Genomic DNA, 13,676 nt, shown 5'->3' with positions numbered 1-13,676 from the left:
TCCAGGTCGTCGGTGCCGTCCTCGACCGGCCCCGACGAGCAGACCGTCCGGATCGCCCTGGACGACCTCCGCCGGCGGCGCCACCACCAGGGGCGTCGTCGGACGATCGGGCGGGTCGCGCTCGGGCTGCTGGTCGTCGCCCTGGTCGGTGCGCTGGCGTGGCTGCTGCTTCTCTCGCCCTACCTCACCGCCCGCGGGGTCGAGGTGGCGGGCGCCGGGGTGGCCGACGAGGCCCGGGTCGCCCGGGCGGCCGAGGTCCCGTCCGGCACGCCCCTGGCCCGCGTCGACACCGACCTGCTGCAGCGACGTGTCGAGGCCATCCCGGCCGTGCGGCACGCGGAGATCTCCCGCAGCTGGCCCCACACGCTGCACGTCGAGGTCACCCCCCGCACGCCGGTGGCGGTCCTCGAGCGGTCCGGCGGCCTGCAGGCGCTCGACGCCCAGGGCGTGGTCTTCGGGTCCTACGACGCGCGCCCCGCCCGGCTGCCGCTGGTGGCCCCCGCCCGGGGCGTCGGCCGCGAGGCGGTCGTCGAGGCCGCGGGCGTGGTCGACGCGCTCCCGGCCGACGTGGCGCGCCGCACCCGCACCGTCGAGGTGGGCAGCGTCGACGAGATCACCCTGGTGCTGGACAGCGGCCGCCGCGTGGTGTGGGGGAGCGCGGAGCAGTCCGGCACCAAGGCCGAGGTGCTCGCCGTGATGCTGCCGCAGCTACCGCGCGGCGTCGACGAGATCGACGTCTCCGTCCCCGGCCGCCTCACCACCCGCTGACCCCGAGCTGCCGTGCCCGGACCGCTCGACCGGGGCCGGGCAGTCCCTGGCGTACGCGCCCCGCACGGGCCCCGTCCCGGGGCCAGGTCCTCAGGGAGTACGCCGCTCCCGGCCGCCCCCGCGGCCGCCCTCGCAGCCTCCAGTGGGCCGCCGTGCTGGCCGCCCGACCCACCCCGCCGGACGCGCATACACCACCCGACGAATTTCGCGGAATCTCGACGCGCCCCCGCGTGTCGATTCGGTCGGCCGGGCCCTCCCGCCTAACTTGATCCCACCGCCCCAGGTTGACATAACTATAACCCTCTACTTCAAGGTTAGAGTTCTGACCCTCCTGGGACGGACTTCCCCACAGGAACATCCGAGGTCGACCGACAACCGTCGGACGCACCACCACACAGTGAGAGGCACCGCCGTGGCAGCACCCCAGAACTACCTCGCCGTCATCAAGGTCGTGGGTATTGGTGGAGGTGGAGTCAACGCCGTCAACCGGATGATCGAGGTCGGGCTGAAGGGCGTCGAGTTCATCGCCATCAACACAGATGCACAGGCCCTGTTGATGAGCGACGCCGATGTCAAGCTCGACATCGGTCGCGAGCTGACCCGTGGTCTCGGCGCCGGTGCGAACCCCAGCGTGGGTGCGCAGGCCGCCGAGGACCACGCTGAGGAGATCGAGGAGGTCCTCAAGGGGGCCGACATGGTCTTCGTCACCGCGGGTGAGGGTGGTGGCACCGGCACCGGTGGCGCGCCCGTCGTCGCCAAGATCGCGCGCTCCCTCGGGGCGCTGACGATCGGTGTGGTCACCCGCCCCTTCGCCTTCGAGGGCCGCCGCCGCGCGACCTCCGCGGAGGAGGGCATCGAGGGTCTCCGCGAGGAGGTCGACACCCTCATCGTGATCCCCAACGACAAGCTGCTGATGATCAGCGACCGCAACGTGAGCATGCTCGACGCCTTCAAGCAGGCCGACCAGGTCCTGCTGCAGGGTGTCTCCGGCATCACCGACCTGATCACCACCCCCGGCCTGATCAACCTCGACTTCGCCGACGTCAAGTCGGTCATGTCCAACGCCGGCTCCGCGCTGATGGGCATCGGCTCGGCCCGCGGCGAGAACCGCGCCGTCGAGGCCGCCGAGCTCGCGGTCTCCAGCCCGCTGCTCGAGGAGTCCATCGACGGCGCCCAGGGCGTGCTGCTCTCGATCGCCGGCGGCTCCGACCTCGGCCTGTTCGAGATCAACGAGGCGGCCGCGATGGTCGCCGACGCGGTGCACGTCGAGGCCAACATCATCTTCGGTGCGACCATCGACGACGCGCTCGGTGACGAGGTGCGGGTGACCGTCATCGCCGCCGGCTTCGAGGGTGGCCGTCCCAAGCGTCGCGACGAGGGCCAGGGCCTGCGTCCGCGGCCGGCCCAGCAGAGCCAGGAGGAGACCCGTGCCGCGGCCCGGGCCCTGGCCGAGCAGCGCCGCGCCGAGCAGGCCGCCGCCGCTCCCCGCCGCGAGCCGGTCACGGTCGGCGCGCAGCGCTCGAACGACGCCGGCCAGCAGCAGGCCGCGACCCCCGCTCCGGAGCGACGCGAGCCCGCGCCGCAGGAGGGGTCGCGCGGCACCTCGGGCTGGGGCAGCCGCCCCGCCTCGACGCCGTCCCGCGAGGGCTACGGCGACGACCTCGACGTGCCCGACTTCCTGAAGTAGGTCACCCCCGGGTGTACTCCCACCGCAGCAGCACCGGCCCCGTCGACCTGGCGTTCACCGACAGGCACGACGGGGTCAGTGCTGCCCCCTTCGACTCGCTCAACCTCGCGCTGGTCGGCGAGGACGACGAGGCCGACCGCCGGCGCAACCTCGCGCTGGTGCTCGACGACTTCGCCCCGGGCGCCCGCGTCGCCGACATGGAGCAGGTCCACGGCCGCCGGGTCGTGACCACGGCCGGCGACGCGCCGCGCGAGCGCTGCGACGCCCTGGTCACCGACCAGCCCGACGTCGTGCTCGTGGTGCGGGTCGCCGACTGCGTGCCGGTGCTGCTGGCCGACGCCGCGGCCGGGGTGGTCGGCGCGGCCCACGCCGGGCGGCAGGGCCTGGCCGACGGGGTGGTCGACGCCTGCGTGGAGCAGATGCGCGCGCTCGGCGCCACCGACCTGCAGGCCTGGATCGGCCCGCACGTGTGCGGGCGCTGCTACGAGGTGCCGGCCGCGCTGCGTGACGAGGTGGCCGGCCTCGAGCCGGCCACGGCGGCGACGACGTCGTGGGGCACCCCCGCACTCGACCTCGGCGCCGGCGTCCGCGCCCGCCTGGAGCGGGCGGGTGTCGTCGTCCACGACGTCGCGCGCTGCACGCTGGAGTCGCCCGACCTCTACTCCCACCGCCGCGACGGCGCCCGGTCCGGCCGGTCGGCCGGCCTGGTGCGGAGGCGGTCGTGAGCGAGCGGGCGGACGACCTCGGGCGCCGGCTGGGCGAGGTCCGCGAGCGCGTCGACGCGGCGTGCCGCGCGGCGGGTCGCGACGCCGACGAGGTCACCCTCGTCGTGGTCACCAAGTTCTTCCCGGCCTCCGACGTGCGCGTCCTGGCTGACCTCGGCGTGCGCGACGTGGGGGAGAACCGTCACCAGGAGGCCGCGGCCAAGGCCGAGGAGCTGGCCGGGCTGCCGCTGCGGTGGCACTTCATCGGCGGGCTGCAGAGCAACAAGGCGGCAGCCGTCGCGACGTACGCCGACGCGGTGCACTCCCTGGACCGCGCCAAGCTGGTGAACGGGCTGAGCCGGGGGGCGACCGAGCGCGGCCGCGACCTCGACGTGCTGGTGCAGGTCAGCCTCGACCCGCCGGGGGCCGACGGGCGCTCCGGCGCCGATCCCGACCAGGTGGCCGCGCTCGCCGCGCGGGTGGCCGACGCCGAGGGCCTGGTGCTGCGCGGCGTGATGGGGGTCGCCCCGCTGGGGGGCGACGCCGGCGAGGCCTTCGCCCGGCTCGCCGAGGTGGCGGCCGACGTACGCCGCGACCACCCCGGGGCGAGCTGGATCTCCGCCGGCATGAGCGGCGACCTCGACGAGGCGATCGCGCACGGTGCGACACACCTGCGCATCGGCTCGGCGGTCCTCGGTCCCAGACCCGAGAGCAAGTAGTGTCCGAAACGCCTGCCGCCACCACGTGCGAGCGGGCAGATGAGCGTGACGAGAGCAGAGGAAACAGGCAATGAGCGCGATGCGGAAGATGGGCGTCTACCTCGGACTTCTCGAGGACGCCGAGGGTGAGTACGCCGAGCCCCGTGCCGAGCGCGACGACACCCGTCGTGCCCCGGCCCGCACGGCCACCCGCCTGGAGACCGACGTCGACGACGAGGACGACGTGGAGCGCTCGCGCCCCGTGGCCCACCTCGCCGAGCGCCGCCGTCCCGCCCCGCAGGCCCCGGTCCAGCGGACCGCGGCCCCGACCCCGACGGTGGCCCCGATGTCGCGCATCACCACGCTGCACCCCCGCACCTACAACGAGGCCCGCGTCGTCGGCGAGAACTTCCGTGACGGCGTGCCCGTGATCATGAACCTCTCCGAGATGGACGACACCGACGCCAAGCGTCTGGTGGACTTCGCGGCCGGCCTGGTGTTCTCGGTGCGCGGCTCGATCGAGCGGGTCACCAACAAGGTGTTCCTGCTCTCCCCGCCCAACGTCTCGGTCGCGGCCGAGGACAAGCAGCGCATCGCCGAGAACGGCTTCTTCAACCAGAGCTGAACCCCCTCCGGAGACGTTGGACCGACCCCCTAGGCTCAGCACGTGGTTGTCGTCGGCTCCGTCATCGATCTGCTGCTGACCACGTTCATCGTGCTGCTGTTCATCCGGCTCATCGTGGACTGGGTGCAGCTCTTCGCCCGTTCCTGGGTGCCGCGTGGCCCCGCGCTGGTCGTGCTCGAGGGCGTCTACACCGCCACCGACCCGCCGGTGAAGGCGCTGCGCCGGGTGATCCCGCCGCTGCGTCTGGGCGGCGTCGCGGTCGACCTGAGCTTCATCGCACTGCTGATCCTGTGCTACGTCCTGCGCGGGCTCAACCAGGCCATCCTGCTCCGAGGCTGACCCGCTAGGGTTCCACGAGCCCGTGATGGACGACGTGAGGATGCCAGGTGAGGTCATGCCGTTGACGCCCGAGGACGTGAGCACCAAGAGGTTCACCCCGACGCGGCTGCGCGAGGGATACGACCAGGGAGAGGTCGACCAGTTCCTCGACGAGGTCGAGGCCGAGCTGGGTCGCCTGCTCAAGGAGAACGAGCAGCTGCGCTCGCGCGCCGGCGCCACCGAGGCCGACGACGCGGCCACCGGCGCTCCCGCCACGCCGGCCGCCGTCCCGGCCACCAGCCCGGCTGAGACGCCCGAGGAGCCGGCCGCCGCCGAGGCGCCGCCGGTCTCCGGCGAGGCCGAGCAGACGGCCGCCGAGCCCCAGGCGACGCCTGCCGCCTCCGGCCTCCGCCCCTCCCCGCACGAGCAGATCCGGGTCACCACCTCGGCCGAGGCGTCCTCCGCGGCCACCCGCCTGCTCGAGCTGGCCACCCGCAACGCCGACGAGGTCGTCGCCGAGGCCCGCCAGGAGGCACAGGAGATCGTCGCCTCGGCCCGCACCGAGGCCGAGCAGCTCCAGGCCGAGACCCGGCAGCGGACCGACCAGCTCGACGAGGAGGCGCGCACCCGCGCGCAGAACCTCGACGCCGAGACCGAGGGCAAGCGCAGCCAGGCCCTGGCCGACATCGAGCGCGAGAAGCAGCGCCTCGACACCGAGGTCGACAACCTGCGCGCGTTCGAGCGGGAGTACCGCAGCCGGCTGAAGAGCTACTTCACCCAGCAGCTCGAGGCGCTCGACGGGCGCGGCGAGGGCGGGGAGCTCCCGGCCGGCCACGGCCACCCGCAGGACGACGCCGGGGCCTGAGGTCCCACGACGTACGACGGCCCCGACCGGGACTCCGGTCGGGGCCGTGGTGCGTCCGGACCCGGGCTAGACCCGCGTCACCGAGAACGCGATGCCGAGGTCGGCGTCGCGGTGGGGGAGGTCGTCGTCGGTGGCTGCCTGCTCGACCGTGGTGGCGAGCACCTCGGCGGCGATCAGGTCCTCGTGCTCGGTGACCGCGGGTGCGAGGTCGCCGTCGGCGTCGATGGCGTGCCAGCGCAGCACGATCCGGTCCGAGACCTCGAAGCCGGAGCCCTTCCGGGCCTCCTGCACCATCCGGACCACCTCGCGGGCCGTGCCGGCCCGGAGCAGCCCGGGGGTCAGCTCGAGGTCGAGCGCGACCGTCTCGCCCTGCTCGTTGACCACCGACCAGCCCTCGCGCGGCCGCTCGGAGAGGATGACCTCGTCGGGCAGCACCTCGACGGGCGCGCCGTCGAGCTCGACCGTGGCCCGGCCCTCGGCCGCCAGGGTCGCCGCCAGCGTCGCGGCGTCGGCCGCCGCGATCGCCGCCGCCACGCGCGGGGTGTCCTTGGCGAACCGTTTGCCCAGCGCGCGGAAGTTGCCCTTGGCGCTGTGGTCGACCAGGTCGGCCCCGGCGGCCGAGAGCGGCTCCACGGCGCCGACGTTGAGCTCCTCGGCGATCTCGCGCCGCAGCTCCTCGCCCAACCGGGCGTGTGCCCCGGAGGCGACCAGCGCCCGTCCCAGCGGCTGCCGCGTCCGGACCTTGGCGTCGGCGCGCGCGGCGCGGCCCAGCTCGACCAGCCGTCGCACGAGCAGCATCTGCGCCGACAGCTCCCGGTCGACGTACGACGCCTCGGCCACGGGCCACGTGGACAGGTGGACCGACTCGGCCAGGTCGGGCTCGCTGGCGGCGAACACGTCGCCCCACACCTTCTCGGTCACGAACGGCGCCAGCGGCGCCATCAGCTGCGTGACCAGGCGCAGGCACTCGTGCAGCGTGGCGAACGCCGACTCGTCGCCGGCCCAGAAGCGGCGGCGCGAGCGCCGGACGTACCAGTTGCTCAGGTCGTCGACGTACGCCGCGAGCAGCGACCCGGCGCGCTGGGTGTCGAAGCCCTCCATCGCCGTGGTCACCTCGGCGACGAGGTGGTGGGCCTCGGAGAGGGCCCAGCGGTCCATCACCGGGCGGTCGGCGACGGGCGGGGCGCTGCTGGCCCCGGGCGTCCACCGGGCGATGCCGGCGTAGAGCACGTGGAAGGCCACGGAGTTCCAGTAGGTCAGCAGGACCTTGCGGACGGTCTCCTGGATCGTGGTGTGACCGACCCGGCGGGCGGCCCAGGGGGAGCCGCCGGCGGCCATGAACCACCGCACCGCGTCGGCGCCGTGCTCGTCCATCAGCGGGATCGGCTCGAGGATGTTGCCGAGGTGCTTGGACATCTTGCGGCCGTCCTCGGCCAGGATGTGGCCCAGGCAGAGCACGTTGAGGTAGGACGACTGCTCGAAGACCAGCGTCCCGACGGCCATCAGCGTGTAGAACCAGCCGCGGGTCTGGTCGATGGCCTCGCAGATGAAGTCGGCCGGGTAGGCCTGCTCCAGGCGCTCGGCCGAGCCCTCGACGTGGGGATAGCCCCACTGTGCGAACGGCATCGAGCCGGAGTCGAACCACGCGTCGATGACCTCGGGGACCCTGCGGGCCTCCTGCCCGCAGGTGGGGCAGGCGAACGCGACGTCGTCGACGAACGGCCGGTGCGGGTCGAGACCGGACTGGTCGGTGCCGGTGAGCCCGGAGAGCTCGGCCAGCGACCCGACGCAGGTCTGGTGGTCCTCGGCGCAGCGCCAGATCGGCAGCGGTGTGCCCCAGTAGCGGCTGCGGGAGAGCGCCCAGTCGATGTTGTTGGTCAGCCAGTCGCCGTAGCGGCCGTGCTTGATGGTGGCGGGGTACCAGGTGGTCTGCTCGTTCTGGGCCAGCAGGTCGTCCTTGACCTCGGTGGTCCGGACGTACCACGACGGCTGGGCGTAGTAGAGCAGCGAGGTGTGGCAGCGCCAGCAGTGCGGGTAGCTGTGCTCGTAGGGCAGGTGGCGGAAGAGCAGCCCGCGCCGGGTGAGGTCTTCGACCAGGTCGGTGTTGGCGTGGCGGAAGAACTGGCCGCCGACCAGCGGCAGGCCGTCCTCGAACTCGCCGCGCGGCGTGACCGGGTTGACCATGGCGACGCCGTTGCGGCGGCACGAGGCGAAGTCGTCCTCGCCGAACGCGGGGGACTGGTGCACCAGCCCGGTGCCGTCCTCGGCGGTGACGTAGTCCTCGGCCACGACGTAGTGGGCGTCGGGCAGGTCGGTCGCGCCGTCGGTGCGGGCCGGCCACGACAGCAGCTCGAACGGGCGCTGGTAGGTCCAGCCCACCATGTCGGTGCCGGTGAAGCGGTCCTCGATCTCCCAGCCCTCGCCCAGCACGGACGCCACGAGCGACTCGGCCATCACGAGGGTCTCGACGCCGTCGGTGACGCTGACGTAGGTCAGCCCCGGTTGCGCGGCGACCAGCGCGTTGGACACCAGCGTCCAGGGGGTCGTGGTCCAGATCAGCAGGCTGGCGCCCTGCTGGCCGCCGGTCCCGGCGTACGGGCCCGAGGTGAGGGGGAGCCGCACGTAGACGCTCGGGTCTGTCACGGTCTCGTAGCCCTGGGCCAGCTCGTGGTCCGAGAGCCCGGTGCCGCAGCGGGGGCAGTACGGCGCGACCCGGTAGTCCTCGACCAGCAGTCCCTTGCCGTGGATCTGCTTCAGCGCCCACCAGACCGACTCGACGTACTCCGGGTCCATGGTGCGGTAGGGCTCGCGCATGTCGAGCCAGCAGCCCATCCGGTCGGTCATCTCCTCCCAGAGGCCGACGTAGCGGGTCACGGACTCGCGGCAGCGGGCGTTGAACTCCTCGATGCCGAAGGCCTCGATGTCGGGCTTGCCGGAGAAGCCGAGCTCCTTCTCCACGGCCAGCTCGACGGGCAGGCCGTGGCAGTCCCAGCCGCCCTTGCGGTTGACCTGGTAGCCCTGCATCGTCCGGAACCGCGGGAAGACGTCCTTGAAGGTCCGCGACTCGATGTGGTGCGTCCCGGGCCGGCCGTTGGCCGTGGGCGGGCCCTCGTAGAAGGTCCAGGTGTCGGCCCCGGCGTTGCGCGCCACGGACTTCTCGAAGATGCCCCGGTCCTTCCAGAACCCCAGCACCTCGCGGTCGAGCGCGGGCAGGTCCACCTGGGGCGGGACGGGGCGGTACGCGGGCGGTGCCCCGGTGGGGGCACCCGTCGGGGCGTCGGGCTGGGTCACGGTCGTCCTTCGGTCCGGTGCGGTGCTGACCGAAGGGACGAGGACCGGCCGGGCCGGGCCCCGCGGTACCACCCTCCTTGGCCGGCGCAGGTGCGTGCCGGCCCACTTCGTGGGTGACCCGGGAGGGTCCACCGCTGCCGGGTCTACTCCGGTCCCCGGTGGTGCTGGGAGCCGTTTCTTCCGGCGGCTCGGGGTGATCTTCGCCCCTGCCGTGCCACCGGGCTCCCACCGTCCCCGACTCGCTCCTGGCCGTGCAGAGGGGTACTCGTCCCGTCCACGCCGTGCGGTGGCACAACTCTAGCCGCGGTCGTGGACGCCGTGCGACCACGCCGTGGTTTGAAGGCGTCGGACCCGGCACATATCCTCTCGCCACACGTGCGCCGCTCCTGCGAGGAGCGCCAGGGGCACGCCACCGGCAGTGAAGACGATCGCCGCCGCACCGACGAACCAGACGACACGCTGCGTGTCACCGCCCGACCGGGTGCGTGCAGCTCGTACGACTCATGCGAAAGGCGACGCCCAACGTGGCTGACAAGGTGGTTGCTCCCCAGGACCTCGTGGTGCTCGAGAAGGAGAGCCCGTGGACCTCGGAGGAGCTGGAGCAGGTGCGCGAGCAGCTGCAGGACGACGTCCGACGCCTCACCGGCGAGCTGGCCGAGGTCGAGGGTGACCTGGCCGGGATGATCGAGAACTCCGGCGAGGGCTCGGGCCACGACCAGGCCGACGTCGGCTCGGCCTCGTTCGAGCGCGACCAGGAGCGTCAGATCGTCAACAACGCGCGCGACATGCTCGAGCAGAGCCAGCACGCGCTCGAGCGGATCGCCGACGCGACGTACGGCCAGTGCGAGATCTGCGGCAACGCCATCGGCAAGAACCGGTTGATGGCCTTCCCGCGGGCGACGCTGTGCCTGACGTGCAAGCAGCGCGAGGAGCGTCGCTGAGCGCGACCGGGCGTCCTGGGGACCCGCCGGCCGGTGACACGGTCGGCGCGGACCCCACCTCCGCGACGGCGGGGCGTCCCGCGCGGACGACCGGGCTGGCCCTCGCGGTCGGCGTCACCGGGCTCGTCGTCGACCAGGTCACCAAGGTGCTGGCCGTGCGCGAGCTCACCGGCCGCGAGCCGGTCGAGGTGCTCGGCTCGTTCCTGCAGCTGGTGCTGGTCCGCAACCCCGGCGCCGCGTTCAGCGCGGGCGCCTCGATCACCCCGGTGATCTCGGTGATCGCGATCCTCGCCACCGTCGTCGTGCTCTGGCAGGTACGCCGCGTCCGTCACCGTGCCTGGGCGCTGGCCCTCGGCCTGCTGCTCGCGGGCGTGAGCGGCAACCTCGTCGACCGGCTGTTCCGTCCACCCGGCCCGCTGCGGGGCCACGTCGTCGACTTCTTCGCGCTCCCCAACTGGCCGGTCTTCAACGTGGCCGACATCTGCATCAACGTCGCCGGCGCGCTGCTGGTGCTGCTGCTGTTCCGCGGCATCAACCCCGACGGCACCCGTCACGACGCCACCGCGGAGGCGGCCCGATGAGCGACTCCTCGGAGGAGCGCACCCTCGAGGTGCCCGAGACCCTGGCCGGCGAGCGGGTCGACGTGGGCCTGGCCCGCCTCTTCGGCGTCTCCCGCACCCGCGCCGCCGAGCTGATCGCCACCGGGCGGGTGCAGCTCGACGACGCCCCCGCCAGCAAGTCCGACCGGCTGCTGCCCGGCACCCGCCTCGACGTCAGCTTCCCGGTCGAGACCGACCCGCTCGAGGTGGTCGAGGAGCCCGTCGAGGGCCTGCACGTCATCCACGAGGACGAGGACCTCGTCGTCGTCGACAAGCCCGTCGGTGTCGCGGTCCACCCCTCCATGGGCTGGACCGGGCCGACCGTCGTGGGCCACCTCCGCGCCGCCGGTGTCCGGGTCGCGACCAGCGGGGCCTCGGAGCGGCAGGGGATCGTGCAGCGACTCGACGTCGGCACCTCCGGCGTCATGGTCATCGCCAAGAGCGAGCGTGCCTACTCCCTGCTCAAGAACGCCTTCCGGGAGCGCACGGTCGAGAAGGTCTACCACGCGATGGTCCAGGGCCACCCCGACCCGCTGCAGGGCACCGTCGACGCCCCGATCGGGCGCCACACCAGCTCCGACTGGCGGTTCGCCGTCCGTGACGACGGCAAGCCGAGCGTCACCCACTACGAGACCCTCGAGGCCCACCGGTTCGCCAGCCTGCTCGAGGTGCACCTCGAGACCGGACGCACCCACCAGATCCGGGTGCACATGCAGGCGCTGAAGCACCCGTGCGTCGGCGACCTCACCTACGGCGCCGACCCCACCCTGGCCCGACGGCTGCGGCTGGAGCGGCAGTGGCTGCACGCGGTGCGCCTGGGCTTCGAGCACCCCGGCACGAGGGAGCGCGTCGAGTTCGTGTCGGCGTACCCCGAGGACCTGGCGCACGCGCTCGAGGTCGTCCGTGACGGCCAGTGAGCCGACCCCGCCCGACCTGACCCTGCGCCCCGCGCGGCCTGACGAGGTCGCCGCGCTCACCTCGGTCTTCCTGGCGGCGCGACGGGCCGCGGCGCCCGACCTCCCGCTCCCGGTGCACGACGAGGACGAGGTGCGGTCCCACCTCGGGGCCGTCGTCTCCGACCCCGACCGCGAGGTGTGGGTGGCCGACACCGGCGGGTCGGTCGCCGGCTTCCTGGTGCTCACCCGCACCTGGCTCGACGACCTCTACGTCGACCCGGCGCACCAGCGACGTGGTGTCGGCTCGGCCCTGCTCGACCTGGCGCGCGCGCAGCGGCCCCACGGCTTCGGGCTGTGGGTGTTCGCGACCAACCGACCCGCGCGTGCCTTCTACGCCCACCACGGGCTGGTGGAGCTGGAGACGACGGACGGGTCGGCCACCGAGGAGGGGGCTCCCGACGTCCGGGTGGTCTGGCCGGGGGATCGGCCGTTGGCGCACCTGCGCGCGGCCATCGACGAGGTCGACGACCAGCTGGCCGAGCTGCTGGCGCGGCGTACGGCGCTCACGGCCGCGGTCCAGGACCACAAGGACGCCGCGAGCGGTGCCGGTGGCCACCGCGGCCGCGACGCCGGTCGCGAGGCCGAGATCGTGGACCGGATGTGCCGGCACGCCCCCGGACTGGAGCCCGAGCGTCTGGCGCGGGTGATGGACGTCGTGATCGGCGAGAGCATCGAGGCGTGGGAGCAGCGGACCGGCGCTGCGCCGTCGCGGTGAGCGCGGCCACGGGGGTCGACGACCTGCACCGCCCGGGCACCCCCGGGTTCGCCCGCCTCAACGGCGCGATGGTCCTGGCGGGTCTCGCGGCCTTCGGCATGCTGTACGCCGCCCAACCCGTGCTGCCGCAGCTGGGCGAGGACTTCGGTGTCGGCGCCGGCGCCGCGAGCCTCACCGTCTCCGCCACCACGGGGGCGCTGGCCCTCGCGGTGCTGCCCGCCGCGTGGGTCGGCCGTCGCTGGGGCCGTGGTCCGACGATGCGGTGGGGGCTGGTCGCCTCCGTGCTGCTGACCGCGCTGGTGGCCGTGGCCCCGGGGTTCGCCAGCCTGGTCGTGCTCCGCGTCCTGACCGGGCTGGCCCTCGCGCTGGTGGTCGGCGTCGCCATGGGGCACGTCGGGTCGGAGGTGCACCCGGCCGGGCTGGGGTCGGCCATGGGCCTCTACGTCGCCGGCAACTCCCTGGGCGGGGTGCTCGGTCGCCTGGTCACCGCCGGTGTGTCCGACCTGGGCTCCTGGCGGTGGGGCGTGGGAGCCCTGGCGCTGGGGGCGGCCCTGGCCACCGCGGCGTTCTGGCGACTCCTTCCCGTCTCGGTCGAGCCCGCCGCCGGCTCCGGGCCGCGGGGGGACGGTGCGGAGGCCGACCGGGTGCCGTGGCTCGCGCTGGTCGCGCTGCTCTCCGTGCCGTTCTGGCTGATGGGCGGTTTCGTCGCCGTCTACAACTACCTGGGGTTCCGGCTCTCCGAGCCGCCGTTCGACCTGCCGCCCGCGTTGCTCGGCCTGGTGTTCCTCGCCTACCTCGCCGGCACGGTGGCCTCGGCCGCGGCGGGCCGGGCGGCCGACCAGTGGGGGCGACCACGAGTCCTGGTCGTCGCCGTGCTGGTGATGGCCACCGGCCTCGCGATGACCGTGCCGGACCGCCTGGTGCTGGTGATCGTGGGGCTGGTGGTGCTGACGGCGGGGTTCTTCGCCGCCCACGCGGTGGCGAGCGGCTGGGCCCCGGTGGTGGCCGGACCCGCCGCGGTCCGGGCGAGCGCGGCGTACGTCATGGCCTACTACGCCGGCTCCAGCGTCTTCGGTCTCTGGGTGGGCGCCGCCTGGACGGGCGCCGGGTGGGACGGCGTGGCCGTGTCGGTGGGCCTGCTGGTCGCCCTCGCGGGCGTGGCGGTCGGGGTGGTGACCCTCGCTGGGGGACGACGTCTCGCGCCGGTCGTGGCAAGTCGACACGCACAGGAGCGGGACGTGCGCTAGCGCACCCCGTCCGAAGGGCCCCTCGATGTGCATCTGCGCCGGACCCGGTGTACTGTTCTGGATGTCGCCAGGGTGCGGCGGGACACCAGATTCGATCGGGTGGCCGGCCCCCAGGCAGACAGCTTCCACCGAAAGGATCCAGGTCTTGTCGTCACGCCCTCGGGGCGGACGACTCGCGGTCTGGCTCGTCGGAGGAAGCAGCCGGAAAGTCACTCAGGCCCCGATTTGACGGGCCGGACACGGACCGGTAAGTTTTACCGGG

13 protein-coding genes are annotated in these 13,676 nt (G+C 73.5%); 12 read left to right on the top strand and 1 reads right to left on the bottom strand.

The features are described from left to right. Positions 1-12 precede the first annotated feature (12 nt). The 7 genes from EDD33_RS14360 to EDD33_RS14330 all read left to right on the top strand — a co-directional run bounded on the left by EDD33_RS14360 (position 13) and on the right by EDD33_RS14330 (position 5,665). Positions 13-768 carry a cell division protein FtsQ/DivIB gene (locus EDD33_RS14360; RefSeq protein WP_170169835.1) on the top strand — a complete coding sequence of 252 codons (756 nt, stop codon included), beginning with the start codon at positions 13-15 and terminating at the stop codon, positions 766-768. 412 nt (positions 769-1,180) lie between these two features. Next, positions 1,181-2,455 (top strand): cell division protein FtsZ, encoded by a 1,275-nt coding sequence (gene ftsZ, locus EDD33_RS14355; protein WP_123391644.1) that lies wholly within the window; start codon positions 1,181-1,183, stop codon positions 2,453-2,455. Positions 2,456-2,466: 11 nt separating this feature from the next. Then, positions 2,467-3,180 (top strand): peptidoglycan editing factor PgeF, encoded by a 714-nt coding sequence (pgeF, locus tag EDD33_RS14350; RefSeq protein WP_123391643.1) that lies wholly within the window; start codon positions 2,467-2,469, stop codon positions 3,178-3,180. Then, the gene (locus EDD33_RS14345; RefSeq protein ID WP_123391642.1) at positions 3,177-3,878 is read left to right on the top strand and encodes a YggS family pyridoxal phosphate-dependent enzyme; all 702 of its coding nucleotides are present in this window, start codon (positions 3,177-3,179) and stop codon (positions 3,876-3,878) included. The genes pgeF and EDD33_RS14345 overlap by 4 nt, the downstream gene beginning before the upstream one ends. Before the next feature lie 70 nt (positions 3,879-3,948). Continuing rightward, complete coding sequence (locus EDD33_RS14340; RefSeq protein WP_056542386.1) at positions 3,949-4,482, top strand: cell division protein SepF; 534 nt, start codon at positions 3,949-3,951, stop codon at positions 4,480-4,482. 42 nt (positions 4,483-4,524) lie between these two features. Continuing rightward, entirely contained in the window at positions 4,525-4,821 is a 297-nt protein-coding gene (locus EDD33_RS14335) for a YggT family protein (RefSeq protein WP_056542388.1), read from the top strand. 25 nt (positions 4,822-4,846) lie between these two features. After that, positions 4,847-5,665, top strand: coding sequence for a DivIVA domain-containing protein (locus tag EDD33_RS14330; RefSeq protein ID WP_342773623.1), 819 nt, complete (start codon positions 4,847-4,849; stop codon positions 5,663-5,665). Between the two features lie 66 nt (positions 5,666-5,731). On the opposite strand, the gene ileS is transcribed toward EDD33_RS14330, so the two are convergent. After that, positions 5,732-8,956, bottom strand: coding sequence for an isoleucine--tRNA ligase (gene ileS / locus EDD33_RS14325; RefSeq protein WP_123391641.1), 3,225 nt, complete (start codon positions 8,954-8,956; stop codon positions 5,732-5,734). A gap of 524 nt (positions 8,957-9,480) precedes the next feature. Between ileS and EDD33_RS14320 the strand changes: the two genes are divergently transcribed. From EDD33_RS14320 to EDD33_RS14300, 5 genes are read left to right on the top strand one after another with little or no spacing between them, the layout of a single operon-like run. Then, positions 9,481-9,897, top strand: coding sequence for a TraR/DksA family transcriptional regulator (locus tag EDD33_RS14320; RefSeq protein WP_246003525.1), 417 nt, complete (start codon positions 9,481-9,483; stop codon positions 9,895-9,897). After that, positions 9,870-10,478, top strand: coding sequence for a signal peptidase II (gene lspA, locus EDD33_RS14315; RefSeq protein ID WP_170169834.1), 609 nt, complete (start codon positions 9,870-9,872; stop codon positions 10,476-10,478). Before EDD33_RS14320 ends, lspA begins: the two co-directional genes overlap by 28 nt. Beyond that, positions 10,475-11,413 (top strand): RluA family pseudouridine synthase, encoded by a 939-nt coding sequence (locus EDD33_RS14310; RefSeq protein WP_123391638.1) that lies wholly within the window; start codon positions 10,475-10,477, stop codon positions 11,411-11,413. Before lspA ends, EDD33_RS14310 begins: the two co-directional genes overlap by 4 nt. Further along, entirely contained in the window at positions 11,400-12,167 is a 768-nt protein-coding gene (locus tag EDD33_RS20720; protein WP_123391637.1) for a GNAT family N-acetyltransferase, read from the top strand. Before EDD33_RS14310 ends, EDD33_RS20720 begins: the two co-directional genes overlap by 14 nt. Next, a complete protein-coding gene (locus tag EDD33_RS14300) occupies positions 12,131-13,414 on the top strand; it encodes an MFS transporter (RefSeq protein WP_211332556.1) in 1,284 nt (427 codons plus the stop codon). Before EDD33_RS20720 ends, EDD33_RS14300 begins: the two co-directional genes overlap by 37 nt. Positions 13,415-13,676 lie beyond the last annotated feature (262 nt).

Origin of the sequence: Nocardioides aurantiacus (genome assembly GCF_003752505.1) — a bacterium.
Taxonomy (GTDB): Bacteria; Actinomycetota; Actinomycetes; order Propionibacteriales; family Nocardioidaceae; genus Marmoricola; species Marmoricola aurantiacus.
This window is presented reverse-complemented; position numbering and strand designations above follow the sequence as displayed.

Bases quoted from the DNA above. Each gene is read 5' to 3' on its own strand.
- EDD33_RS14340 (WP_056542386.1), top strand. From the start codon at position 3,949: ATGAGCGCGATGCGGAAGATGGGCGTCTACCTCGGACTTCTCGAGGAC.
- EDD33_RS14330 (WP_342773623.1), top strand. From the start codon at position 4,847: ATGGACGACGTGAGGATGCCAGGTGAGGTCATGCCGTTGACGCCCGAG.
- EDD33_RS14310 (WP_123391638.1), top strand. From the start codon at position 10,475: ATGAGCGACTCCTCGGAGGAGCGCACCCTCGAGGTGCCCGAGACCCTG.